The following is a 24,657-nucleotide window of genomic DNA, read 5'->3' on the forward strand; positions in this document are numbered from 1 at the left end:
AACCTTAGACACGGAGTGACGATGTCAAACATGGATTCGACGGCAAAATCAGGCATGCTTTATGGGATTACCGCGTTTCTATTGTGGTCTATCGCTCCGTTGTATTTTAAAACCATTGACCACATACCCGCGTTGGATATTTTATCGCATCGGATCTTATGGTCATTTGTGGTAGTCGTGATACTGATGACAGCGATGCGCAAATGGCGAGCGTTAAAGCAGGCTTTAAGCACAAAGGTATTGCTGGCGGTTGCAGTGTCCTCGGTATTAATTGCGGTGAACTGGGGGACTTACATTTATGCGGTGAACAGCGAGCAGCTACTGAGCGCGAGTTTGGGTTATTACATCAACCCTTTAGTTAGCATTGTATTGGGGATGGTGTTTTTTAAGGATCGCCTTGATCGACCAAAACAGTGGGCAGCTTGGCTGTGCCTGTTAGCCGTGGTGTTTGAGGTAATTCAATTCGGACGCTTACCATGGATAGCTCTAACACTGGCGCTGAGCTTTGGTTTGTATGGATTAGTGCGAAAGAAAATCGCCTTAGATAGCTTTATGGGTATGACGTTAGAAACGGCTATTTTGATGCCTTACGCGCTGTCTCAGCTGTATTGGTTTGGTGCAGATTTTGGTTTTATGCAGAGCGGCCAGTGGGCGTCTAGTTTACTTCTAATGGCCGCAGGGCCAGTCACTATGGTGCCGCTAATGTGTTTTGCTGCGGCCGCAAACCGAATCAGTTTGGTGACCTTGGGCTTTTTTCAATACATTGGACCCAGTGCCATGTTCTTGTTGGCCGTCTTTCTTTACGACGAACCGTTCTCCAGTGAGAAACTGGTTACTTTTGGGTTAATTTGGGCGGCTTTAGCCATGTTAATTGTCAGCTCGATTAAGCAACTGCGCAAACAGAAACAGGCGCTTTAGCAACACAGAAAATAGCCAACCCTTCGAGGGTTGGCTATTACGCTACGATTATTGAGAGGCTATTATGCAATCACATCTTCAGTCGTTTGCTGCTGTACACCGATTAGGTAATCGCCGGTGGCACCTGGATTCGCATCCGATGCACCAATGAAGTAGGTGCCAGACTCTTCGGCAGTGAAGGACAGGATGCCATCTTCATTACCCTCTTCAAGGGCTAGCGCTAATTCACCGTCGTTGTCCATAACGGCTAGCTGACCAGACTCTAGAGCATCGCTTTCCATGGAGATATCATAGGTCATGCCTGCTTCTAGGGAGGTGGCGAACCAGTCCTCATCGCCTGCGAAGTCTAGTGAGCTTTCAACTGTACTGCCGACATCCAGTAGGCTAGTTGTGAGAATGTCTGCAGATACGTCGTCTTCATCCAGCTCAGGAATCTCAATGGTATCTTGCCCGTCAGTGGTTAACGCTAATGTGTAGTCTCCGATAGCGGCGCTAGAGAGATCACTTGCATCAAGAAAGTAGGCTCCTGCTTCTTCTGCTGTGAAACTAATGTCTACATCATCACCCGTAATACTGAAATTATTTTCAACCGTTTGGCCTTCCGCATCACGTAGCACTAGAGCAGGGATTTCAACATTCTCAGAGGAAAATGTCATAGTGTAGTTGGTGCCTGCTTCAAGGTTCATTGAGTACCAATCTGAATCACCTGCTTGTTCGAATGTCCCTTGTACTTCCGTGTTGGCAACAATGGCACCCGCTGTCATGGTATCTGCTGTAAAATCATCTACAATCGTATCATCTGGTGATTCGTCAACAGGATCGGTTTCAGAGCCGTCTTGTGGATCTTCGGTCTCATCGACTGGATCGGTTTCAGAGCCGTCTTGTGGGTCTTCGGTCTCATCGACGGGATCGGTTTCAGAGCCGTCTTGTGGATCTTCGGTCTCATCGACTGGATCGGTTTCAGAGCCATCTTGTGGGTCTTCGGTCTCATCGACGGGATCGGTTTCAGAGCCGTCTTGTGGGTCTTCGGTCTCATCGACTGGGTCGGTTTCAGAGCCATCTTGCGGGTCTTCTGTTTCATCGACTGGGTCGGTTTCAGAGCCATCTTGTGGGTCTTCTGTCTCATCGACTGGGTCGGTTTCATCGTCTGGATCGGTTTCAGAGCCGTCTTGTGGATCTTCGGTCTCATCGACTGGATCAGTGTCATCTGACGCCGTAACGCTGATGTTGTAGTTACCAGAAGCATCGTCTTCTAGATCAGATAAATCCAAGTAGAAAACGCCTGACTGTGGCGCAGTGAAACTGAATGATGTATTGGTTTCATCGTCTTCTTGAGCATCGCTTGAAATACGCTCGCCATCACTGTTGCGTAACACTAAATAAGGTGAAGAAAGTTCGTCGCTAGTAACAGTGAAAGAGTAGTTTTCGCCTTCTTCTAATTCAATAGAGTACAGGTCGTTTTCCATGTCTGTATCAATGCTGGCATCCAGTGCCGTGTTCAGCTCTAGCGCTGTCGCATTGCTACCATAATTGTCTTCTGTGGTTTCTTCTTGCTGCTCAAATAGCGCCTCAAGACCGTTTTGTGCAAAGTAACGAACGATTTGACCTGGTGGTAAGCTGTCAAGAACTTGGGCAACGTAATCTGATGTAAGGCTTTGCTGATTCAGGTTGTCGAGCAAATATTCTGGTGTGCTCATATTGTCCTTCGCTGTGTCTAGTGCATTGCCTTGATTTGAAAATTGCTTTGCTGATTTCATGAAGACCTCCGTCCTAAGTTTGGTTTCAAAGTGTTAAGCGATGAAGATATTCGCTAACACGCCATTCAAGATAAGAGAATCGTTTCAAAGATGGTGTCAGGTGAATGTTAAGGTTCAGAAAAGCTTGTTCTGGAAAACTTACGTATTGAAAGGGTCAGTGTAAATTCACTAGCAATCGGATTTAAAAGTATAACTGTTTGAATTTTTTAATTATTTTTTTCGCTTCTCGCGTGAAGTGTGGCCTATACAAAACTAAGATAATGGCAAGGCCTTGGAATATCTGCATGATAATTGTTCTTAACAACATAAAGAGATTAGAGGATGTTGCAAGCATTACGACTTTACAGGCGGTAATGCTTGATAGAATCTTGAAGGTCGGAAAATCGCTAAGCGGTTTTAGGAAAAGAAAATTAACTTCATAGCCGCGATGCATGACATAAGACGAATCAGCCATTTAAAGTGTGCCGGTGTTACATGTTTTAAAAAGTGGTAGCCGATGAACGCACCTATTAATAGCCCTGGTAGAGCATACGCACCAATGGTTAAGCTTTCTTGGGTTAGTAGCCCGAGACCTAAATACATTGGCAACTTAATGACATCAATGATCAGAAAGGCCCAAGCACGAGTGCTGATGTAACTTTCTTTGCTAAGCTTTTGCTCCATTAAAAATAAGCTAAATAGAGGTCCTGCGGCATTTGCAACCATCGTAACCAATCCACCTGCTAGCCCCATAAGATAGGCCGTTATCGGCTTTTGCATAAAATTACTCGGCCGTGCATCCAAGTAAAGCCCCAAAAGTATCATCGAAATAATGATCACACCGAGTAGTGTGACGAACTGATCAGCGTTTAAGTCGGCGAGTAGGTATGAACCGATAAGCAACCCTATGAAAGCCAGTGGTAAAAAACGTGCCAGTACCCGCCATGAAATGTTTTTTCGATAGCTGCTCGCTGCCATCAAGTCAGTAATAATATACAAAGGCAGTAAAGCTCCGAGTGCTTCAGGGCCTGGAAAAGCGATCATGACGATCGGCAATATGATTAACCCCATCCCCCCTACGGAAAATTTTGAAAAACCAGTCACTACGCCAGCAATAAACATCACCACAAATGCGGTTGTCACGATAATCCTCCTTGGTTCTGAGTATGTTGCTTGATGAGGGTTAGCATAACGGTAATAATGAAATAAAAATAATTTCGTTTTCTAATTGTTATGAAAGGAAAATCATATCATGAAGCTGGATCAACTCAGAGCCTTCATTGCGGTGGTCGAAATGGGCAGTTTTCGTGCTGCAGCGGATGCAATACATAAGACACAGCCGAGTATCAGTGCTGCCGTCAAAGCCTTGGAAGGGCAGTATGGTATCCAATTATTGGATCGTGATAGCTACCGCCCCACGCTCACAGCGGAGGGCAAAGCCTTTTTTAAGCAGAGTAAGAAGCTGATTCTTCAAGTGAATCAGTTAGAGCACCTCGGACACCATTTAGCTCAAGGTACAGAGCAGCAGCCGTTGCGCTTGTGTATCAGTCAGATGAGTCTTACTCAACCAATTATAAATTTACTCAAAGCCTTTGAAGAGGCTCATCCTGCAGTTTCTATAGAGCTTACGACGAATCATCTAAATGGTGTACAAGAGCACCTTATTAAAGATAATTCAGAGGTCGCAATTGGCCCCAGTTATGGACTTGATGATCGGCATATCTTTGTTGAGGTGGGAAAATTGGAAATGACATGTGTCGTACATCCAGACCTGCTGCCCGCACTGCAAGCAGGGTCACAAAAAGTGAAGCAGCAGGCCTTGTATACTTTACCGCAAATCTTAGCCAGTCGCTTAGCTGAAGAGCAAGAGCATCGTTTTGTCTTACCAACGGGAAGACGCTGGCACGTGAACGATTTTCAAGCCAAGAAAACCTTGGTACAAGCGGGCATGGGCTGGGCGCGTATGCCTCATTACATGATCAAGGACTCTCTAGAGGAAGGTCGGTTGGTACGTATGGATGTGGAAAACTTCAGCTCCCATAGTCAGTTTCCTCTGTTTATGATTCGTCTTAGAAATCAGACTTTGAGCCATGAAGCACATCAATTTTGGAGTTTTATTAAAGAAGCTCTGAAACAACGCCCAAGTTAAAGGTTGTCTGCTTGCATTAAGTGTTGACTAGTATGTGAGGAAAGGTGAGGCGTATGTTTTACTCAGATTCCGTTTAAGTTTATTGAGCTGCGCTTTGAATTTATACGTTCGTTGCTTGCATTCAAAAAATTCGCTGAGGGGGTCTAAGTCGTCTTCCGAAGTTGCCAGCCTAATCTGTTTACGTCCAGCCGACTTAGCCCAGTACAGAGCGCGATCAGCGCGTCCAAGAATTTTCTCCTGCGTATCTAGATCAGATATTTGCGTCAGGCCACCTGAGATGGTGATTCTCAGTTTTGGAATGCCAGCGCAGACAACTAAATCTGTAATCGTTTCTATCAACTTTCGGGTTGTAATCCCCACCTCTTCAAACGACTGGTTAGTGAAAATGACTAGAAACTCTTCTCCACCAACTCGCCCGAAGGCGTCCCTAAGTTTTAAAGTGTTCCGAACCGCCCGAGCAAGGTTGACCAAAACATCATCGCCACATATGTGACCATAGGTGTCGTTAACGCGTTTAAAATGATCGATGTCGATAAGACAGGCCCATGCTTCCTGTCTTGCATCGATGGTCTCTTCAAGTTTTGCGAGGATATGGCGGCGATTGGATACGCCTGTGAGATCATCCGTGAAAGACTGACGGAACAAAGCATCACAGGCGAGACGAAGTTCGCGCTGAGACACATTCAATTGGGTAACGTCGGTTCCTACGTAGATGATCCATCCGTCTTTGCGCATGGTCTCAGTTACCCCGATAAACCGGCCATCGTGCAAGTCACTTTCGTAGCATCGTACAGGGGATTTTCCTCTGCGTGACCTAACGGAAGAAATCCATCCATCGATGTTGTCAGTCTTGATGATCGTACCTCGAGATGCCTGGAAATTCCGACGCATCAGGGTCTGCCAATCAAGGCTTTCATCAGGGTCGATGAAATAGGCAGCCCTGAAGGCTGCGTTGGTGTAGCGAAGTCGCTCGTACTCATCGTAGACTCCGATAAGAGCCACAGAATCATGAAGCATGTCCAAAATATCAGCCGCATTGCTGTGATCCTGTGGCGAGGGGATTCTTTGAAAAAGAGTAACGCGGTTACCGCTGGGATCACTAAGGTAAAGAGAACGAGATTCATATGAGCGTTCAATGGGATTATCAGCTGTTAATACGTTGGCTAAAGCCTTAACTGTCTGATCTAAATCGCTAACTTCAAACTGTAAGCTGCAGGCAGAGTTGGGTACTGTATTTGGTATATGTGCAAGTTCGAGTTGAACATTACTAACTTCCAATAGGGTAAGAGTTGCACCCTGACCTGAATTATCGTGCCACTGCTGCGTTATGGTAAAACCCAAGGCAGTATAAAACCTAATACATTGCTCAAAATAAGCAGTTTCAAGCCTGATTTTAACTGTAGCAATCTTCATGAGGTGATTCTCCATTATCTCTCGGCCACTTAAACAAAGTGGCACCTAACAAAGCCGCAGCATATTAAAGCTAATAAAAAGTATAGCCCGTAACCCTAAAAACGATACTTGCTAATATTTAGTGTGAGGCTCGTATTTGAAGGTTTGGATCAAATCTGACGGTTGGGTCTACAATGATTCTCTGGTGCTATTAGAATCAGAGCATGAAGCAAAACTGTTCTGGCTCTTTATGAAGCAGACCTTCAAACGGCCGACTGGAAGGCTATAAAAGCTCTAAGTCCGTAGCTGGAACTGGTGACTGATCTTGGCTGCTAAGTGAACGCCAAAAGCGGGGTGGGGAACAGGGGCAACGGACAGAACGATGTCTACCGCAGGCAAAGCTGGCCAATGGGGCTCTTTCACGACATGAAACCCTTCAGGCACGCTCGATAAGGCCATCGCGCTAACTCCAATACCTTGACGGAGTAGGCTTTTGATGGCGGTGGCGCTGGATGAACTGGCGACGAGTGTATAGGGTCGTTCTAATTTTTCTAATCCATCAATGGCCGAGCTGTGAAACTTACAGTCTGGCTCGTAGAGTATTAGCGGCAAAGGCGTGCGGTGAATCAAATCGACTGCCTCGCCGCAGACCCATACACCTCGATCATGTTTTAGCAGATAGCCCTCTTCGGCATCGGGAGCACGGGTCAAAATAGCAAGATCAATTTTGCCTTGGTCTAACATGAGACGTAATTGTGTACTGCAGTCACAAAGGATTTTAAAGGCCTGATTAGGCAGTTGTTCACGGATCAATTCCGTCACCACTGGCAGTATAGACTCTGCGTAATCGTCAGGGCATCCTAATACCAAGGGCCTATGATGGGCCGTGTGTTTAAAGTGGCTGAGTGCTTCATCGTGCAGCGATAAAATGCGTCGAGCGTAGCTTACCAATTCTTGTCCACGCTCCGTTAGAGCAACATTCCGCCCGTCTTTTGTAAATAGCGGTTGCCCAGTGTCATCTTCTAGCTTCTTCATCTGCATGCTGATCGCACTTTGCGAACGAAACGTTTGCTTTGCAGCTCTTGTGAAGCTACCAGTGTCAACATACGCAATAAAGCTGCGTAGTGCATCGATATCCATGTATTAGTTCCAGTGATTGATCTATTCGTAAATCGAAAGGGATGTATCAAAACTATTCGTTAGTCAAATGAATAGCAAGAGGGCAAACTGATTCTATTGTTTATTCACTCACAAGGAATGGCTCATGAAACTTATTATTGCGAACAAAAACTATTCATCCTGGTCATTGCGTGGCTGGATGGCTCTTAAAGCCTTTGATGTGCCGTTTGAAGAAGTAAAGCTCACTTTATTCACCGAGGGCTTTTACCAGCAGCTAGCGATGTACTCACCAGTCAAAAAGGTGCCGGTGTTGGTCGACGGCGATATCAATGTTTGGGATTCACTATCGATTGCAGAATACGTCAATGAAACTTATTTAGCAGGCAAAGGCTGGCCTGAAGATCGCTCGGCTCGTGCAGTGGCGCGCTCGACAGTAGCCGAGATGCATTGTGGTTATACGGCGTTGCGCAGTGCTATGCCAATGAATTGCCGTGTACGTCGTCAAGTGGATATCAATGATGCCATCGCAAAAGACATCGCCAATATTGACGCAATCTGGGGCGAGCAGCGTCTAGGTTATGCTGAGCAGGGCGAGTACTTATTCGGCGAATTTAGCATGGCTGATGTCTTCTTTGCGCCAGTGGTATTTCGCTTTATGACGTACGGCGTCGAGTTGTCTGAGACTGCTAAGGCGTATCAGCAAACCATGCTCAATCACCCGGCTATGCAAGCTTGGTTGGCAGATGCTCTGACTGAAACCGATATTGTTGAAGAAGACGAAGCCGGCGAGCCGTTATAACGGATAGTCGCTCAGCCTTTAACCTGTTCATGTTAAGCTTCAAAAACGGTCTACTTTAAATGCATTTAATGACAGCAGCGTTGGCTCATTCTGTATTTTTTGCAGCAACAACTCTGCGGTGATAGCCGCTTGCGTGATACCAAGGTGCTGATGCCCAAAAGCAAAACTTAAACGTGAAAATGTAGGGTGTTGGTCAATCACAGGCAGCGAGTCAGGTAAGGTCGGGCGGTGCCCCATCCATTCTGTGGGCGCCTCTTTGCCTTTGCTATACGCCTCGGGTAGAAGTGCTTTGGTGTGCTTATTGAGCACGGCATAGCGCTTCTTAATTGGAGCCAGAGATGTACCTCCGATTTCACTCATGCCAACCACACGTAAACCAGAGTCTAACGGCGACATAACAAAGCGGCGATCAGCAGATAAGACCATGTGGTTTAGATGTTGTTGATCTTTCTCTGGGAAAGTTAATTGGTAACCTCGCTCGGCTTCCAGCGGCACGGTTATACCTACTTGTTTTAGCAGTTCTGTACTCCAAGCGCCTGCGCATACCGTAACCTGATCAAACGGATAGGCTTTTTGATCTTCCAGATAGACCTGAATGGCCTTATGATGAGCCTCGAGTCCCATCACTTTTTGCTGGAAAAACTGGCCGCCTCGTTCGATGAAGGCGTTATAAAGTGTTTGGCAAACGGCATAGGGATCACTCAAGCGATAAGCATCTGGGAAGAACACCGCATGACTTAATTGCTGTGATAGCTCTGGCTCTAAATCCGCAAGGCGTTGGCCTTCGACATATTCGCAGGTGAGGCCAAAAGTGGCCATCCGCTCAATTAAAGCGTGAGCGTCCGCCTTTTTTTCAGGGTTTTCCCATACGACTAAATTGCCTACTTTGATGATCTGATCGGTGGCATCGATATCCGTAAGAAGTCGTTGCCACGCTGAGACAGAAAGTTGGTTCAGTGCAGAGAGTGCTTGTGTGCCTCGTTGCGCATTGGCAGTATTCGACGCAGCAAGAAATTTTGCATACCAAGGAATCGAATTGCGTAGATATTTCCACGGTACACAGACAGGACCATCAGGATCGAGGCATAGTTTAGGGGCACTTCGAACCGATTCAGGCGTTGCTAATGGGTCGATTAACTCTGTCGCGAGATAGCCTGCATTGCCATAAGAGGCTGCAGTCCCAGGCTCATTGCTGTCGAGTAAGGTGACGGCATAGCCTTGGCGAAGTGCTTCCAATGCGACACACAATCCTACAACGCCAGCCCCCACGACCGCAAAACTGGGTTTACCGGTCGTGTTTGAAGGAATAATGCTGGAATCCAATAATGTGTGGTTCATGGAGCTCTCCTGATGGTACGTCGATTAAGTCAGTCAATTAATTAAGAAGCGTTATAAGCTAATATAGCAGCAGCCAAATCTTCACGTGAGTCGCCAACAGATTTGAACAAGGTAATCGCCTTATCTGGATCCGCTAATTGCGCACGGCCTTTATGTTCAGCACCGCAAAGCTCTGTCAGTTCCGCACAAATATCGTCTTCTGAGAAAGCGCCTTCTTTGATAGGAATGATTAGATCCCCTGTCTCGGCTAAAGCGCCGGCACGTGTATCAACAAAGACATTTGCTGCTTGCATTGCCTGATTGTCTACTTCGCGCATAGTAGGCGTAAAGCTGCCAACGAGGTCTACGTGCGTACCTGGGCGCAACCAGCGCCCTTGAATAACCGGTTCTTTTGCCATCGTAGCACAGCTGATTAGGTCTACTTCGCCTGCAATGCGAGGCAAGTCGGCTTGTACGCAAGCATGCGCATCAATGCCTTGTGCGACAAGCTCTTTGGCAAACGCCTGCGCCATGTCTTCATTGCGATCCCAGATCCATACGGTTTCAATAGCACGCACACTCATATGAGCAGGCACTAAGAAATGTCCCATGCGTCCAGCCCCAACCATTAGCATGGAGCGAGTGTCCGAGCGTGAGAGGTAAGATGATGCCAAGGCTGACGCCGCTGCGGTGCGTCGTGCAGTGATAATATTGCCATCCATTTGCGCTAAAGTTTCACCAGTTGTACCACTGCTTAACGTATATAAACTGGTGAGCCCTGGTAAACCTTTTGCATTGTTACCCGGAAACACGCTGACTTGCTTAACGCCTAAATACTGACCTTCAATCCATGCGGGCATCAGTAGTAGAGTGGCTTGAGGCTCATCTGGAACATCCATAAAGTGATGGTGGCGTACTGGAGAGTGAACATCGGTGGTAAAGATAGTACGCAAAGCATCAATCATGGCTGGCCAAGTAAGGCGCTGGGTAAGGGTTTCGGCCGATAGGTACATTATGAATCCTTATTGCAGGGAGAGGAGATGGTCTACGCTTTATCCTAGACCTTGCCAGTTGTAAGAGTTAACCAAAACTCTGGTATTGTTGACCAAGACTATCCATAGCAACTGAGAGTTGCTATACAGAGACGGTTAGAATGAAGGGTAGCTAGGCCATATGCTAGAGAATAAGCAAAGTAGCTTGCGACGAAATAGGATTGCAACGCAGCAAGGTGAGCATATACATGACTATTCTCAGGTCTTGATTGGCTGGCAGGGCATCATGACGTGTGAACTCAGCTCCGCCGCTCTTGATTTGTCTCGTGGTCGCTTTGCCATGGCGCCAGAAGCGCTTCCCCACTTGTACCAAGGCCATTCGTCAGACTGCGAGATATTGGTCATAGACCTACTGCCGAGTGATCCGGTCATGCGCTACATTGAAGAAAGCACAGGGATGTCTGTTTCCGAACTTTTTCAGCAGTCGTCTCGCTTTGCTCAACTGCCCGCCACTGCTATGCCGTGCGTTGAGTTTGCAGCAACACAGTTACTGGGTCTTTCTGAAGTGGCAAAACAAAGGCTGACGACGCAAATGTTGCCTATGTTGCTGATGCAGATAGCCGACGCAGTGATTGAGCAAGATGTGCTTTGGCATAAAATAAGCCATTCGCGTTTAGATATTGCGGAACTCCAACGTTTGATTGACCTGTCACCAGAGCAAAATTTTAGTAATGCATGGTTAGCTCAGTATTTTAATATGAGTGAAAGTCACTTCTACACCGTATGCCAGACTTTACTTGGTATGAGCCCCCAGAAATTCGTATTGCAACGTAAATTGAATGAGGCTCAGCGTTTACTGCAAACGACTAATATTCCGATTTCGGTGTTATCCGATCGCTTTGGCTTCTCTTGTCCATCGGCTTTTTCACGGGCTTATCGTAAGACAATGGGGCAATCCCCTGCCCAGTTTCGGCGTATGCGTTAACCATTAGATTGGCTGTGCTTACTCGTCACTGGATTGTAAGGATGGACTATGCATTACTGACTTTGTGAAAGGGTAAAGATATTTCAAAGGCACTACTGGATTGTCTTGAGGCGAGCCCGTAGAGTGTAAAGACGTTTACTCAAGGAAGTATTTAATGGTGTCACATATTCAGAAGTTTTTTGCGAAATTCTTAGCCTCTTTGTTCTTCCTGCTCGCCATTTTAGTCTGTGGTAGCAGCCTTATGACTGGGTTCACTCAATTCATGGATGGAGAGGACATGACGCAGATCTTAATCAAAGTCATTAACTCTAACATTATCGCAATTGCAGTATTTGAGTTAGCCATGGTTATTAATAAAGAGTACGGCAATAAAAATGAACACGATGTAATCGTCATGATGCGGCGTACATTACCTCGATTTATTACGACGGTTTGTGTGGCGCTGTCTTTAGAAGGCTTGATCATGGTGATTAAGTACAGCCAAGCTGATATGGCAGGTAATCTATATTACCCTGTTGCCATTGTCATTAGTGCGGCATTTTTGCTGATAGCACTCGGTTTGTTTTTGCACTTTGTACCGCAAGATCCGGAAGATCATATTGATGATGACGAGCACTAGATCAGACCTTTCTTATTCGAATTGATTATTAAATAAACATGTTTGACGGCCGATACCCTTAGCTTAAACACTCAGGGAGGCCGTCACATGGCAGAGAGTCAGTTATCCTTTCAATCGCGCTACGCGCATCAAACTTCAACGTTTAGTGGTCAACGGCGAACTCGAATCGAGCAGGAGCCGGATACCAATGCAAATGCTCAACGCCCCGCAGTATTTGCACAGGCACAATTCTCTGAACGCATTACCCAGCAACAAGAGGTTGCCTTTAGTTCACAGGTACAACAAGAACTAGAGGTCGAAGATGAAGCCGCACAAAGTATCAGCATTATTGAACAGCGGTTTTCAAAAATGCTGACATTATTGGAGCGTATGTTTGGCGTTGAGATCAGCTTGTTTGATGAGCGTGATTTTCAAGAGAGCTCAGAGGCGCAGCAATCCGTCGCGCAACCGTCAGAAAGTGCACGTCAAAGCGATGAGGGAGCAGGTGGACGCCGTCAAGTTATTGAAGCTATTCAAGAGTATCGCTATGTGACAGAAACGGAATCCAGCTCTGTGGCGATCCAGGGCAAGCTTGAACTGAACGATGGGCGTAAATTGGACGTTGATTTTCGATTGGACATGTCTCGTTCGAAGGTGGAGGAATATTACGGCCAAATCACCTTATCAAGTCGCACTGTCGATCCGTTGGTGGTGAATTTAAACGGTAACGTAGCGCAGTTGACCAATCAGCGCACGTCGTTTGATATTGATGGCGACGGCGAAGAAGAGCAGATAGCGTTCGCGACCGGCGACTCTGCTTTTCTTGCGGTGGATAAAAATGGCAATGGCTCCATTGACGACGGTAACGAATTGTTTGGTCCTCGCTCAGGTAGCGGCTTTGCAGACTTAGCCAAGTATGACGATAATCAAGATGGTTTGATCGACAGTCTTGATGATGTCTGGCAAGAGTTGGTGCTGGTGCAGCGGGACGAATCAGGTAATGAGTCACTGCTTTCCTTAAAAGATGTTGGCATCAGTGCCTTTGTATTGGAACGTACCAGTTCACCGTTTAGTTTGTTTGATGATCAAGGTGAGCAAACCGGAATTGTTCGTGAAACTGGTTTATATGTGCGGGATGATGGCTCGGTAGACAGTCTACAGCATGTGGATTTAGTGGTTTGATGGGCTTGAGTTGATCAGATAAAAACCACAGAGATATATTATCTACTCTGTGGTTTTTACAGTTTAAAGGTCAACCAGAGGGTTATTACTTACTAACATGGGCGTAAGCTGCAAGGTGTTAATTTTGGTAACGCTGGCATTAATTGATTCGCTATCAGTGAGTAAGCCAAAGCGTATTTTGAAGACCTTACTGGCTTTTCCTTTAATCGTTGGTACGAGCCCTAAATTCCACTGATGCTTGCGGTTATAAGCAAAGGATGTACCGGGTTCTATACCGACAACATAACCTTGCTCGATGGTGTCGGTATTTTTCCATAAGGTCAAAACGGGGAGTGTGTCTTGTGCCCAGCTGACTTCAATGGCAGCGTCTCCCGCCGCGTTTTTCATCAGAGCATGACTCATACCTTCTTCATCAGCGATGGGCAATACATTGAATACCATCTCGTCGAAATTTTTGGTCGGTGCTGACAGTTTATCCCACTCATGTACACCATTGACCGCATAAACGTTGAAAGGCGAAATCTGCGTGGCCGCAACATGTAACGTTGCGCCTTCTTCAAGCAATGGTGCACCAAAATTATTATGGTAAATCGCCTGATAGGTATTATCGTAATTCGAGAGGTTGGTAAGTGTATCTTGAATGTGGATGTAGGGTTCGTCAGGTGTAAGAGAAAGCTCAGTTAGCACTTCAAAGTTAGTAAACTTAAAGCGTTTTTCGTCGACGCGTCCCGATAATGTAACTCGATAGGGTGGGTACTGCTCTACGGTCAGGACGACTTCATCGGCAGGTGTGTTTTGGATGCGTCCATGAAGTGTCAGCATGTCGCCGTTGTCTTCGCCAGGGTGGCCTGCCCACTGATAACCGCAACGAACAAGCATTTCATTAAAGCCATCGAGCCATCCAAGTCCGCCAGACGCTTCTTGATTGATAAAACTTGGGTGTACCACTTCAGTAACGGGAGAGTCCCAGCCATATCGCAGTTCACTCCGAGACGCATCTAAGATGGCCATAGCACGCGTTGGTATCACTCTTAGCACTTTGTCACCCACAGTTAAGGTGATGAGCTTAGAGCCTTGCTGCTTGCCGCCACGTAGTGTTTGTAGCTTACATTCAATGGCAATGTCGCTAGGAAGCCCCATATCTTCGGCTGTTAAGTGGGCTGAACTCAGTTCAATGTTGTGATCGTGACTTAGAAACGTAAAACGAAACTCAGAGGACTGAGACATAACAACTCCCTTTATAGGTGGTGACGTCACTATATCGAGTTGCTACGGTGCTGTAAAAGTGAAACCAATGGTCTACGCTTAAAGTGTGATCTGAGACTTGTCTCAAAGAATGCTGTAGATGCCAGCTTGCCTGGTTCTGCGGTGTGCTGGCGTGCAGCGGACGCTCTGTGTTCGTTTGCACGCCTTTTAATTTCCTGTCTTATTTATGTCTCATTTTGTGCAAACTGTGCTATGACTTAATTGAGTCTTACTGTTGTTAAGTGTGAGCCTTACCGACATTCCTTTTGAAACATTAAGAGTATTCAGACGCCTATGAAGTCAACCATGATGATTCGCCAGAAAGTGGTATTAGGATTAGCCGCTATTTTTGTATTAGCGATAGCTATGATTTATTTGGTGGTTGAAGGAAAAGTTAAAACGGATCTTATTGCAGAGCGACAAGCTCAAATCCAAGTTAACCAGCGTGGAGTGGTCGCGTTACTCGGTGCTAAATTAGACGAAGTACAGTTGATGACCAGTTCACTTGCGTTAGCCGCAGCACAGTTACCAAAAGACACAGCGCTTTATAAACAGGTATTCCCCCCTCTGATTGATAATCATGGCGATGACAGTATTGCGGGTGGTGGTATCTGGCCGGAGCCTAATGCGTTTACACAAGGCGTCGAGCGGCGTAGTTTTTTTTGGGCGCGTTCGGGTTCAGGAATCGAATTACTGGAAGACTATAATGATCCGGCGGGTTCGGGGTATCATAATGAGGGTTGGTATACCGTTGGGCGCAATGCGGCGATTAATCGATGTAGTTGGTCTGAAGCCTATACCGATCCAGTGTCTAAAGTGCCAATGGTAACGTGTACCATTCCGATTAAAGAGCAAAGCAAGTTTACTGGTGTCGCAACGGTTGACATGATGCTGGGTGGTATCACGCAGGTACTAGAAGAATATGGTTCCCAGAGCGAAGGGTATGTTTTTGCTTTGGATGCTCAAGGCCAGATGCTGAGTTTCCCTAAATCAGCTGCAAAAATCGTTAACGCCGATGACTCAATGGTGACCGCGAAAGAACTGGCAAGCCAACTACCTTGGTTGGCACCGGCTTTAAATGCAGCACGCAATAACTCTGAAACTATGATGGAGTTGTCTCGAGATGAAATTTTGGGGCAGTCGGCTTTCGTTGATATTATTAAAGAACCAAAAACTGGTTGGACAATTGGTTTGGTCGTTCCTAAAGGCGTTATGACCGAAGTCGCTGACAGTATGAGCTGGTTTCTAATGATCGCATTAGGCGGTTTGCTGATCGTAGTGAGTGGTATCACGCTTATGTTCTTCCGTAGTTTATTGGCTCGTATCGAGCAGACGACGGAGCAGATTAACGGTTTGGTGTCCGGTAACACCTCACAAGAGCTTCAGATTCTGCATGGCGATGAAATCGGCGCATTACGGAAATCGGTGAATGCGTATGGCGATAAACTGAAGGCCTTACTTGCGAGTATCCACGCTGAATCAAATAAGTTGGTGAGTGATGCAGGACGACTGAAAAATTTCAGTAATGAATTTTTGAGTAAGGCTAATAGCCTTAGTGACGAGAACCATACTTTGGCAGCGGCTACGGAGCAATTTGGCGCAACGTCCTCAGACGTTGCGATGTATTCCAATGAAACCAAAACGACAGTCGAGCGAATTCATGTGGAGGTTCGTACCAGCGGCGATGAGATGTCAGGTGTGATTAACACTATGCGGGTATTGTCAAAAACCATGGACGGTGCTCAGCAGAAAATCTTACAGTTGGACGAAGACAGTCGCAAAGCTCACAGCATGTTAAGTGTTATTCGGGATATTGCGGAGCAAACCAATTTGTTGGCGTTAAATGCGGCCATTGAGGCGGCTCGTGCTGGTGAGACGGGTCGAGGTTTTGCGGTCGTGGCGGATGAAGTTCGAAATCTAGCCGCTAAGAGTGAAAGCTCTGCAGTAGAGATTGAGCGTGTGCTAAACCGCTTGCAAGATGCCTCGAAAGACTCAGTTAGCTCGATGTCGCAGGGCCTTTCTGAAACGGAGAAAGCAGTAACCAGTGCAGAATCTACCGCCAGCCATTTGCAGGAAGTCGTGAGTTCATTCTCTTTGATCACCGATCAAGCAACACAGATATCGGTTGCGGCCAATGAGCAGCAAAAAGTCTCGAATGACCTAACCCAATTTGTTTCGCGCTTGCAGGCTTTAACCAGCAGCAATGCAGATGATTCAAGTCATTTGAGCCACATGAGTGAAGAAATTGACGCAATCGCTAAGCGTTTGAACGAGCTACGCTAAAACGAAAAAGTCCAGTGATTATTCCCAAAAGCCTGCAATTTAAAGCAGGTTTTTTTTGCTCGAAAAAGCCCTTTGAATTGGCGTAAGCTAAACAGAGATTGAATAATAAAGGAGCGACATGATGAAGGTAAGTTTCTTAGGGCTAGGAACAATGGGCTATCCAATGGCAGGTCATGTCAGTCGCGCTGGGCATGAAGTCACTGTTTATAACCGTACATCCAGCAAAGCTCAAAATTGGTTGGAGACATACTCTGGGGCGATGGCGTTGACGCCAGAAAGCGCTGCAAACGCCTCGGATATTGTTCTAACGTGTGTGGGTAACGATGACGATCTGCGCCAATTGTATTTAGGCGAGCAGGGGGCGTTGGCCTCAGCACGTCCAGGGACCTTGTTTATCGATCATACGACGGCTTCAGCCGAAGTCGCAAAAGAACTTGCTGAAGCGGCTGAAGCCAAAACCTGTCGCTTCTTAGATGCGCCAGTCTCAGGAGGACAAGCCGGTGCGGAAAATGGTGTCCTAACGGTTATGATAGGTGGCTCTCAATCGGACATTGATGAGGCTCAGCCAGTATTGGAGTGCTTTGCTAAAGCTTATACTCGCATGGGGGAAGTAGGTGCAGGTCAGCTGACTAAAATGGTGAATCAGATATTGGTGGGTGGTGTTTTAAGTGGACTGTCAGAAGGTATCCGCTTTGCTCAGCAAGCAGGGTTAGACATTGAAACCTTGGTGGAAACACTTAAGCATGGCGCGGCCGGCTCGTGGCAGTTAGAAAACCGAGGTGCGACCATGGCTAAGGATGAATTCGATTTTGGCTTTGCTATTGAATGGATGCACAAAGATTTGGGCATTGCTTTGGCTCAAGCGCAGCGCATGGGACTAATCTTACCGTATACCCAAGTCATTGATTCGGATTATCAGGGGTTAATCGAAGACGGTCGTGGACGCCAGGACACCTCTGTGTTGATTAAAGCCTTGGGGAAATAACCCAAGGCTTTGTTTGAACATGTAAACGAGACGTTAGAACGAGTACAGCACCGATGCCGTGGTTTCAGTATCCGTAGTTTCCGTATTCGCTGGCACATCTGATGTGTATTTCACTCGATACGCTAGCTTCATGGCTAGATTATCGATCAAGTTTGCCTGTAATGAGGAAACAGACTCATTCACAGTATTGCCTCCACTAGTGCTGATTTCACTGGTCAATTCTTGGCGGAAGAGGGAGGTTTTGGTGAAGTGTTTTTCATAAGTGCCAGCTAAGCGAACAAACGTTCCACGGTCAGATTCTCCACTGGCACTATCTCGATCAATCGCAAAGTCGCGATAACCTACTCCAGCAGAGGCTTCCAAGTAAGAGCCGTCAGAGGCTTGCCAGAAGCGATTACCGTAACCTGTAGAGCCTGTGCTTTTGCTTCGGTATCCCGAAAAGCGATCATTCTCGTAGGTACCACGGACATACCAAAACTCTTCCGTGTTAAATTTGTAGTTGCTCTGTACCGAGCCAGAATATTTTTCAGCCGTTGTATCACTGTCCGAACTGCTATAAAGCGAGCTTAAACTGTAGTTAGTGCGCCATTGAATAGATTCTTGAGTCAGATCTAAACGGCCATTAATGTTGTTGGTGTCACTGTTTCCGGATGTGGAAACAAAGCCAAGCTCAGCCGAGCCTGACCAGTTGTCAGCGTTACTGTCGGTATCGGCAAAGGCAGTGGGAGAAGCCAAGCTGGTAGCAAACAAAGGGATTAGCAGAGCTCTGTTCATGTTTCGTGTCCTTTTAATCTTGAACGGCTTATGCCACCAAACGTAACATAGTCATTTATCTGACAAGAGTGAATGAGAGCAGGTTGCATTGTTTGACCATACTTTCCCTAATTTCTTGAAAATTGCTTAAGTTGATCTTGCAGCAAAGTTTTTAATTCCTTTTTTATCGAGTGGTTCGTTAAACTGCTCCACTAATAAACAGCAGAGAGTAGAGACGACTTGTGTCGGATGTTAAGCGTTATTTAAATGGCTATGAATCGAGCTTGCAACAGCAAGTAGAGGCGATGTTGTTAGCGGAGAAAACTGGGGTATGGCTGAAGAGTAAGTACCCAAACCCTCATCAGTTGGCGGGAGAAAAACAGCTCTATGAGTATGCGCAAGACATCAAACAAGAATTTATGCGAAGCTCCGCACCCATAAGCAAGGTTGTCTATGATGATAAGATTCACGTGATTAACAATGCGTTAGGGCTTCATAGCTTTGTATCGCGGGTGCAGGGTAATAAGCTCAAAGCAAAGCATGAGATTCGCGTTGCTTCGATGTTTCGGCGTGTTCCAGAAGCTATGTTGAGAATGATTTTGGTACACGAGTTAGCCCATCTTCGTGAAAAAGAACACAATAAAGCTTTTTACAAGCTGTGCCGTCATATGGAACCGAACTATCACCAGCTAGAGTTTGAGCTACGCATCTATCTTTGCCATAAAGAAAAGTTTGGTGAATTATGGAAGTGAGGACTGAAGCAGCACTTCAGTCCTTTATCAATAGAGCCTAGTCAAAGTCGGCTGAGCTGTGACGTTCAGTCAAACCATCATCAGCCCATGTATTATTTACCCTGATCCCTCGCTTAACAGCAGGACGTTCTGCAATCATCTCAGCCCAGCGTTTAACATAAGGGTAGTCATCCACTTGCAAGAATTCTGCTGCATCGTATAGCTTGCCAAGTACTAAATTGCCATACCAAGGCCAAATGGCTATGTCAGCAATAGAGTATTCGTCCCCTGCGATAAACTTGTTCTCAACAAGATGTTTATTGAGTAGATCAAGTTGACGCTTGGTTTCCATAGCATAGCGATTAATTGGATATTCGAGTTTTTCAGGCGCGTAGGCGTAAAAATGGCCAAAGCCACCACCTAGAAATGGAGCCGCTCCCATTTGCCACATGAGCCAATTTCGGCATTCTGTTTTGGCTTTGATATCACTAGGAATTAACGTATCAAATTTGTCGGCTAGATATTGCAGAATTGAACCTGACTCAAAAACACGGACTTGAGGATCTGTGGTCGTGTCGATCAAGGCTGGAATTTTTGAGTTAGGGTTTATCTCAACAAAGCCAGATGAGAACTGTGTACCTTCACCAATATCGATTGTATACGCATCGTATTCGGCATCCGTTATGCCCAGTTCTAACAACTCTTCAAACATAATGGTGGCTTTTTGGCCATTTGGAGTTGCTAAGGAATACAGTTGAAAGGGATGATTGCCTCGGGTCAACTTTTTCTCGTGAGTAGGACCTGAGTAGGGGCGATTGGTCTTAGCCCACTTTCCAGCTTCGCTTTCATCGTACTTCCAAACGTTAGGTGGTGTATATTCGTTCTCCGAACTCATGATCTACTCCTCATTAATTTGTCTTAGTAAAGTTATAGGGCGATCCAGTGAGAACCTCAAGGGTAGGAGTAAGGAGACTGTGTGCAAACAAAAAAGCCAGCATTAAATGCTGGCTTTGACTCGTTAACGAAACGTTGCTTAGGCGATTTTAGTCAACCAATTATGCTTGTCAGGTGCTTTACCCCACTGAATGTCGTTCAGTGCTTGGCGCAGCTTCTGAGCAATAGGGCCTGTATCTCCAGAACCGACTTTGTACTCTTTATCATTATGGATAAAGGTGCCAACAGACGTTAATACCGCAGCGGTACCAGAAAGCATGGCTTCTACGCCAGGCTTAGCGGCACGCTCAAGAAGTTCCTCAACTGAGACTTCACGCTCAGAAACCGTCATGCCTAGATCTTCAGCAATGGTAAGGATACTAGAGCGCGTAACGCCGTGTAGGAAGCTTGAGTCCAATGCCTTGGTGATGATTTCGTTGCCATCTACGATTAAGAAGTTGGCTGCGCCCGTTTCAGTGATGTAGCCATTTGGGCAGAAAAGAATCTGATCGGCTTGGTACTTCGCTTTCGCTTCCAGCGTTGGTGCAAGAGCACTGGCGTAGTTACCACCACTTTTGATCATGCCCATGTGTGGCGCACAGCGTTGACCGGTCTCATCAAGCAGCAGACGCAGAGCTTTAGCACCGCCGGCAAAATAGTCACCTACTGGTGAAAGCAAGATGTAAACCATCGACGTTTCAGAGGGCGCTGCCGCTTTACCAACCGCTGCTTCTGTACCGATGTGTGTCGGACGAATGTACATTGAGCCAGGAGGTAAAGGAACATCTGCAGCGTATTCAGCCACAACGTCTTTAATCATTTGAGAGACTTGTTCTTTGTCGATTTCCGGCAACGACAACAATTGGCTGCTTTGCGCGAAGCGATTGACGTTTTGGTCCATTCGAAAGACGTGCACGCTGCCGTCTTCATGACGGAATGCTTTCAAGCCTTCAAAACAAGTGCTTGAGTAGTGCAAAACGTGCGCACCTGGGTGCAGAGAGATGCTGTCAGATGAAACGATCTGAGCGTCAGACCATTGATTATTTTCGAATGTTGCTAATGCCATTTTCGGCATAAACACGCTACCAAAAGCCGCCATTATGGGTTCCTATTGAATGATAATACGATAAAGGATATGTGCGATTAAGTTTGGTCAGGCGATGAGATTAAATGTCCAAGACTTAATCTTAAAATAGTAAAACAGTTTAGCGTTGTAAGAAAGTGAGATTGTTGGAATAAAGTACTCTTGCCCTTAATTATCAATGTTTAAGTGGTTGTTATTATGTGCACAGCCGATTGATAAAGGGCTGGCGTATTAATAATCCCTTCTGTTAGCAAACATGCCGTTATAAAAAAGCCTCTTCAAAGAAGAGGCTTTTTTTAGAGTTTAGCAATGTAGATAGCTTAAGCGCTTACGTTCACTTTGGCAGATAATTGTTCAGCCGCAAGTTTAGCTGCTGGTTCAAATTCTGCTGTGCCGCTTGCAAGTTGCGCCGCTAGGATCTTCTTCATGCGACGTGACCAGAATTTAGTGATGTGGTTTTCCACGATATCCGCTACTTCTGATTCCGATCCAGCGCTCACATTGTTTTGGGCAATGTGATTGATCATCGTTACGATGCTTTCTTCTTCAGTATGAAACATAGTGCTCTCTCAATACCTACTTATTTAACAGCATCAGCGGAAGACGCTGCGCCACGCAAAAACTCATTTTGACGCTCGTGGTTGTCTTGGAAGTTCTTCTGCCATTCAGATGGCTGAGATACTTTCTCAACTTGCACTGCGGTCACCTTATACTCAGGACAGTTAGTTGCCCAGTCTGAGTTATTGGTTGTGATCACGTTTGCGCCACTGCCTGGGTGATGGAATGTTGTGTATACCACACCTGGCTGCATACGCTCAGCAACACGCGCACGAAGAACTGTTTGACCTGCGCGGCTGGTAATGCCCAACCAATCGCCTGTCTTAATGCCGCGTTCTTCAGCATCGTGGGGATGAATGTCTAGAATATCTTCATCATGCCACGCTTGGTTGTCTGTACGACGTGTTTGAGCACCTACGTTGTATTGGCTCAAAATACGGCCGGTTGTTAGCAACAATGGGAAGCGGCCGTTGGCACGCTCTGTTGTTGGTACAAACTCCGTTACAGCGAACAGTGCTTTACCTTCGTCACCGATAGGGAAGCTTTCAGTGTGCATGATCGGTGATCCCATCGGGAATTCATCGTTACATGGCCACTGTAAACTGCCGTGTTTTTCTAGCATATCGTAGCTAACGTTGGCGAAGCTTGGCGTCAATTGCGCAATCTCATCCATGATCTCAGATGGGTGAGCGTAGTTCATTGGGTAGCCAAGAGCATTTGAAAGCTCAACCGTTACTTCCCAATCTTCTTTGCCTGCAACCGGTGGCATCACTTTGCGAACGCGGTTGATACGACGTTCTGCGTTAGTGAAGGTACCGTTCTTCTCTAGGAAAGTAGACCCTGGTAGTAATACGTGAGCAAACTTCGCTGTTTCGTTTAAGAAAATGTCTTGTACGATCAAGCAATCCAATGCAGATAGAGCAGCTTCAACGTGCTGTGTGTTCGGATCAGACTGAGCGATGTCTTCGCCTTGAACGTACATGGCGCGGAATTCTCCAGACAAGGCTGCATCGAACATATTAGGAATACGCAGACCTGGTTCATCGTCTAGTTGTACGCCCCATACTTTTTCAAAGCGAGCACGGGCAACAGCGTCAGAAACGTGCTGGTAACCTGGTAACTCGTGTGGGAAAGAACCCATGTCACAAGAACCTTGTACGTTGTTCTGACCACGTAATGGGTTTACGCCCACGCCTTCACGACCCATGTTGCCTGTCGCAAGTGCAAGGTTAGCAATGCCCATTACAGTCGTTGAGCCTTGGCTGTGTTCTGTTACACCTAGACCGTAGTAGATTGACGCGTTTTTCGCCGTTGCGAACTTGCGAGCAGCTTCACGTACTTTCTCTGCTTTAACGCCAGTGATCTCTTCTACGTTTTCAGGTGCGTGACGCTCTTCGATGATGAACTCACGCCATTTCGCGTAGGCATCGCCTTCACAACGAGATGCAATGAAGTCTTTATCTTCATAACCTTCCGTCACTACCACGTGTGCAAGAGCATTCACCATAGCAACATTCGTACCCGGACGTAGAGGCAAGTGCGTTGAATTGCCTAAGTGAGGTGTGCTCAAAAGGTCGATTTCACGTGGATCAGCTACGATCAAGCTCGCACCTTCACGAAGACGGCGACGCATTAGCGAGCCGAATACTGGGTGAGCGTCTGTTGGGTTAGCACCGATAACAAGAATACAATCCGAGAACATAACCGAGTCGAATGTTTGCGTACCCGCAGATTCACCCAGAGTTTGTTTAAGACCGTAGCCGGTCGGGCTGTGACATACGCGTGCACAAGTATCGGTATTGTTGTTACCGAAGGCCGCACGAATCAGTTTTTGGACCAAGTACGTTTCTTCGTTAGTACAACGAGAAGACGTAATACCACCGATACTTTCACGGCCGTATTGTGCTTGAATTTCTTTTAGACGTTTTGCCGCAAAACCAATTGCTTCTTCCCAGCTTACTTCTTTCCAAGGCTGGTCGATGGAATCACGAATCATTGGCGCTTTAATGCGGTCTTTATGCGTTGCGTAACCGAATGCGAAACGTCCTTTAACACATGAGTGACCGTGGTTGGCGTCGCCTTCTTTCGCTGGCACCATACGTACTAACTGATCGCCTTTCATTTCTGCTTTGAAAGAACAACCTACACCACAGTAAGCACATGTTGTTGTGACGCTGTGTTCTGGTGTGCCCATGTCAATGACAGAGTTTTCCATCAGTGTTGCGGTCGGACAAGCTTGCACACAAGCACCACACGACACACATTCCGAATCAAGGAAATCTTCGTCTTGGCCCGCAGCGACTTTAGAGTCGAAGCCGCGTCCGTCGATCGTCAGTGCAAACGTACCTTGTACTTCTTCACAGGCGCGTACACAGCGTGAACAAACGATACACTTACTCGCATCGAAGGTGAAATAAGGGTTTGACTGGTCTTTTGGTGCATCTAGGTGGTTATTGCCGTCAAAGCCGTAACGCACTTCACGTAGACCTACTGCCCCCGCCATGTCCTGTAGTTCACAGTCACCGTTTGCTGGACAAGTCAGACAATCTAGCGGGTGATCGGAAATGTACAGTTCCATGATGTTACGACGAAGCTTCGCAAGCTTGTCGTTTTGAGTCGTGACTTTCATGCCAGCATCAACAGGTGTTGTACATGAAGCAGGTGTGCCACGGCGACCTTCAATCTGAACCGCACAAATGCGGCAAGAACCGAAAGCTTCTAGATTATCGCTGGCACACAATTTAGGGATATTAATGTCGTGAAGTGCGGCTGCACGCATCACAGACGTACCTTCTGGTACGGTGATTTCCACGCCATCGATTTCCAGTGTTACCATCTTCTCGCTGAGAGAAGCTGGTGTACCGTAGTCTTTGTTAGGGTCAAAATGTTGCAACATAA

At 46.5% G+C, this 24,657-nt stretch carries 21 protein-coding genes; 9 read left to right on the plus strand and 12 right to left on the minus strand.

The features are described 5' to 3' along the window. Window positions 1-21 precede the first annotated feature (21 nt). Window positions 22-918, plus strand: coding sequence for an EamA family transporter RarD (gene rarD, locus AYW75_RS01355; protein WP_231886123.1), 897 nt, complete (start codon window positions 22-24; stop codon window positions 916-918). Between the two features lie 62 nt (window positions 919-980). On the opposite strand, the gene AYW75_RS01360 is transcribed toward rarD, so the two are convergent. Together AYW75_RS01360 and AYW75_RS01365 are read right to left on the minus strand one after the other, a co-directional pair. Further along, window positions 981-2,675 (minus strand): pre-peptidase C-terminal domain-containing protein, encoded by a 1,695-nt coding sequence (locus AYW75_RS01360; protein ID WP_067094290.1) that lies wholly within the window; start codon window positions 2,673-2,675, stop codon window positions 981-983. A gap of 396 nt (window positions 2,676-3,071) precedes the next feature. After that, window positions 3,072-3,797, minus strand: coding sequence for a sulfite exporter TauE/SafE family protein (locus AYW75_RS01365; protein ID WP_082856336.1), 726 nt, complete (start codon window positions 3,795-3,797; stop codon window positions 3,072-3,074). 109 nt (window positions 3,798-3,906) lie between these two features. Between AYW75_RS01365 and AYW75_RS01370 the strand changes: the two genes are divergently transcribed. Next, window positions 3,907-4,803: a LysR family transcriptional regulator gene (locus AYW75_RS01370; RefSeq protein WP_067094293.1), complete on the plus strand. Its 897-nt coding sequence runs from the start codon at window positions 3,907-3,909 to the stop codon at window positions 4,801-4,803. Window positions 4,804-4,830: 27 nt separating this feature from the next. Here AYW75_RS01370 and AYW75_RS01375 read toward each other — a convergent pair whose 3' ends face one another. Then, the gene (locus tag AYW75_RS01375; protein WP_067094296.1) at window positions 4,831-6,216 is read right to left on the minus strand and encodes a diguanylate cyclase; all 1,386 of its coding nucleotides are present in this window, start codon (window positions 6,214-6,216) and stop codon (window positions 4,831-4,833) included. 273 nt (window positions 6,217-6,489) lie between these two features. Further along, window positions 6,490-7,335 (minus strand): LysR family transcriptional regulator, encoded by an 846-nt coding sequence (locus AYW75_RS01380; RefSeq protein ID WP_067094298.1) that lies wholly within the window; start codon window positions 7,333-7,335, stop codon window positions 6,490-6,492. A 124-nt stretch (window positions 7,336-7,459) separates the two neighbouring features. Between AYW75_RS01380 and AYW75_RS01385 the strand changes: the two genes are divergently transcribed. Further along, a complete protein-coding gene (locus AYW75_RS01385; protein ID WP_067094301.1) occupies window positions 7,460-8,113 on the plus strand; it encodes a glutathione S-transferase family protein in 654 nt (217 codons plus the stop codon). A gap of 39 nt (window positions 8,114-8,152) precedes the next feature. Here AYW75_RS01385 and AYW75_RS01390 read toward each other — a convergent pair whose 3' ends face one another. Together AYW75_RS01390 and lhpI are read right to left on the minus strand one after the other, a co-directional pair. Next, a complete protein-coding gene (locus AYW75_RS01390) occupies window positions 8,153-9,451 on the minus strand; it encodes an NAD(P)/FAD-dependent oxidoreductase (protein WP_067094304.1) in 1,299 nt (432 codons plus the stop codon). A gap of 41 nt (window positions 9,452-9,492) precedes the next feature. After that, window positions 9,493-10,443 (minus strand): bifunctional Delta(1)-pyrroline-2-carboxylate/Delta(1)-piperideine-2-carboxylate reductase, encoded by a 951-nt coding sequence (lhpI, locus tag AYW75_RS01395; RefSeq protein ID WP_067094307.1) that lies wholly within the window; start codon window positions 10,441-10,443, stop codon window positions 9,493-9,495. A 160-nt stretch (window positions 10,444-10,603) separates the two neighbouring features. On the opposite strand from lhpI, the gene AYW75_RS01400 reads away from it, so the two are divergent. From AYW75_RS01400 to AYW75_RS01410, 3 genes are all read left to right on the plus strand, one after another. Then, window positions 10,604-11,407 carry an AraC family transcriptional regulator gene (locus AYW75_RS01400; RefSeq protein WP_067094310.1) on the plus strand — a complete coding sequence of 268 codons (804 nt, stop codon included), beginning with the start codon at window positions 10,604-10,606 and terminating at the stop codon, window positions 11,405-11,407. A 154-nt stretch (window positions 11,408-11,561) separates the two neighbouring features. Then, on the plus strand, window positions 11,562-12,026 hold the full coding sequence (locus AYW75_RS01405; protein WP_067094313.1) for a hypothetical protein: 465 nt from the start codon (window positions 11,562-11,564) through the stop codon (window positions 12,024-12,026). Between the two features lie 87 nt (window positions 12,027-12,113). Beyond that, a complete protein-coding gene (locus tag AYW75_RS01410; RefSeq protein ID WP_067094316.1) occupies window positions 12,114-13,187 on the plus strand; it encodes a hypothetical protein in 1,074 nt (357 codons plus the stop codon). A gap of 63 nt (window positions 13,188-13,250) precedes the next feature. On the opposite strand, the gene AYW75_RS01415 is transcribed toward AYW75_RS01410, so the two are convergent. Next, entirely contained in the window at window positions 13,251-14,414 is a 1,164-nt protein-coding gene (locus tag AYW75_RS01415; RefSeq protein ID WP_067094319.1) for an aldose 1-epimerase family protein, read from the minus strand. Between the two features lie 324 nt (window positions 14,415-14,738). Between AYW75_RS01415 and AYW75_RS01420 the strand changes: the two genes are divergently transcribed. Together AYW75_RS01420 and AYW75_RS01425 are read left to right on the plus strand one after the other, a co-directional pair. Next, complete coding sequence (locus AYW75_RS01420) at window positions 14,739-16,715, plus strand: methyl-accepting chemotaxis protein (protein WP_231886124.1); 1,977 nt, start codon at window positions 14,739-14,741, stop codon at window positions 16,713-16,715. 118 nt (window positions 16,716-16,833) lie between these two features. Next, on the plus strand, window positions 16,834-17,700 hold the full coding sequence (locus tag AYW75_RS01425) for an NAD(P)-dependent oxidoreductase (protein ID WP_331709513.1): 867 nt from the start codon (window positions 16,834-16,836) through the stop codon (window positions 17,698-17,700). Between the two features lie 33 nt (window positions 17,701-17,733). On the opposite strand, the gene AYW75_RS01430 is transcribed toward AYW75_RS01425, so the two are convergent. Beyond that, the gene (locus tag AYW75_RS01430) at window positions 17,734-18,474 is read right to left on the minus strand and encodes a DUF481 domain-containing protein (protein WP_067094327.1); all 741 of its coding nucleotides are present in this window, start codon (window positions 18,472-18,474) and stop codon (window positions 17,734-17,736) included. A gap of 221 nt (window positions 18,475-18,695) precedes the next feature. Here AYW75_RS01430 and AYW75_RS01435 point away from each other — a divergent pair, with 221 nt between their 5' ends. Next, complete coding sequence (locus AYW75_RS01435; protein ID WP_067094330.1) at window positions 18,696-19,205, plus strand: YgjP-like metallopeptidase domain-containing protein; 510 nt, start codon at window positions 18,696-18,698, stop codon at window positions 19,203-19,205. 37 nt (window positions 19,206-19,242) lie between these two features. On the opposite strand, the gene yghU is transcribed toward AYW75_RS01435, so the two are convergent. The 4 genes from yghU to fdhF form a co-directional block, all read right to left on the minus strand. After that, window positions 19,243-20,079: a glutathione-dependent disulfide-bond oxidoreductase gene (yghU, locus tag AYW75_RS01440; protein ID WP_067094333.1), complete on the minus strand. Its 837-nt coding sequence runs from the start codon at window positions 20,077-20,079 to the stop codon at window positions 19,243-19,245. A 138-nt stretch (window positions 20,080-20,217) separates the two neighbouring features. Next, entirely contained in the window at window positions 20,218-21,216 is a 999-nt protein-coding gene (locus AYW75_RS01445) for a branched-chain amino acid aminotransferase (protein ID WP_067094336.1), read from the minus strand. A 305-nt stretch (window positions 21,217-21,521) separates the two neighbouring features. Continuing rightward, window positions 21,522-21,761: a formate dehydrogenase subunit delta gene (locus AYW75_RS01450; protein WP_067094339.1), complete on the minus strand. Its 240-nt coding sequence runs from the start codon at window positions 21,759-21,761 to the stop codon at window positions 21,522-21,524. A gap of 20 nt (window positions 21,762-21,781) precedes the next feature. Next, window positions 21,782-24,655: a formate dehydrogenase subunit alpha gene (gene fdhF, locus AYW75_RS01455; RefSeq protein ID WP_067094342.1), complete on the minus strand. Its 2,874-nt coding sequence runs from the start codon at window positions 24,653-24,655 to the stop codon at window positions 21,782-21,784. Window positions 24,656-24,657 lie beyond the last annotated feature (2 nt).

Source organism: Marinomonas atlantica, from assembly GCF_001639725.1.
GTDB classification, from domain to species: domain Bacteria; phylum Pseudomonadota; class Gammaproteobacteria; order Pseudomonadales; family Marinomonadaceae; genus Marinomonas; species Marinomonas atlantica.

Excerpts from the sequence above, each read along its gene's own strand:
- AYW75_RS01425 (WP_331709513.1), top strand. The coding sequence starts at position 16,834 with ATGATGAAGGTAAGTTTCTTAGGGCTAGGAACAATGGGCTATCCAATG.
- AYW75_RS01400 (WP_067094310.1), top strand. The coding sequence starts at position 10,604 with ATGCTAGAGAATAAGCAAAGTAGCTTGCGACGAAATAGGATTGCAACG.
- AYW75_RS01420 (WP_231886124.1), top strand. The coding sequence starts at position 14,739 with ATGATGATTCGCCAGAAAGTGGTATTAGGATTAGCCGCTATTTTTGTA.
- fdhF (WP_067094342.1), bottom strand. The coding sequence starts at position 24,655 with ATGTTGCAACATTTTGACCCTAACAAAGACTACGGTACACCAGCTTCT.
- AYW75_RS01445 (WP_067094336.1), bottom strand. The coding sequence starts at position 21,216 with ATGGCGGCTTTTGGTAGCGTGTTTATGCCGAAAATGGCATTAGCAACA.
- AYW75_RS01370 (WP_067094293.1), top strand. The coding sequence starts at position 3,907 with ATGAAGCTGGATCAACTCAGAGCCTTCATTGCGGTGGTCGAAATGGGC.
- AYW75_RS01450 (WP_067094339.1), bottom strand. The coding sequence starts at position 21,761 with ATGTTTCATACTGAAGAAGAAAGCATCGTAACGATGATCAATCACATT.
- AYW75_RS01430 (WP_067094327.1), bottom strand. The coding sequence starts at position 18,474 with ATGAACAGAGCTCTGCTAATCCCTTTGTTTGCTACCAGCTTGGCTTCT.
- AYW75_RS01405 (WP_067094313.1), top strand. The coding sequence starts at position 11,562 with ATGGTGTCACATATTCAGAAGTTTTTTGCGAAATTCTTAGCCTCTTTG.
- yghU (WP_067094333.1), bottom strand. The coding sequence starts at position 20,079 with ATGAGTTCGGAGAACGAATATACACCACCTAACGTTTGGAAGTACGAT.
- AYW75_RS01380 (WP_067094298.1), bottom strand. The coding sequence starts at position 7,335 with ATGGATATCGATGCACTACGCAGCTTTATTGCGTATGTTGACACTGGT.
- AYW75_RS01410 (WP_067094316.1), top strand. The coding sequence starts at position 12,114 with ATGGCAGAGAGTCAGTTATCCTTTCAATCGCGCTACGCGCATCAAACT.
- AYW75_RS01375 (WP_067094296.1), bottom strand. The coding sequence starts at position 6,216 with ATGAAGATTGCTACAGTTAAAATCAGGCTTGAAACTGCTTATTTTGAG.
- AYW75_RS01385 (WP_067094301.1), top strand. The coding sequence starts at position 7,460 with ATGAAACTTATTATTGCGAACAAAAACTATTCATCCTGGTCATTGCGT.
- rarD (WP_231886123.1), top strand. The coding sequence starts at position 22 with ATGTCAAACATGGATTCGACGGCAAAATCAGGCATGCTTTATGGGATT.
- lhpI (WP_067094307.1), bottom strand. The coding sequence starts at position 10,443 with ATGTACCTATCGGCCGAAACCCTTACCCAGCGCCTTACTTGGCCAGCC.
- AYW75_RS01390 (WP_067094304.1), bottom strand. The coding sequence starts at position 9,451 with ATGAACCACACATTATTGGATTCCAGCATTATTCCTTCAAACACGACC.
- AYW75_RS01415 (WP_067094319.1), bottom strand. The coding sequence starts at position 14,414 with ATGTCTCAGTCCTCTGAGTTTCGTTTTACGTTTCTAAGTCACGATCAC.
- AYW75_RS01360 (WP_067094290.1), bottom strand. The coding sequence starts at position 2,675 with ATGAAATCAGCAAAGCAATTTTCAAATCAAGGCAATGCACTAGACACA.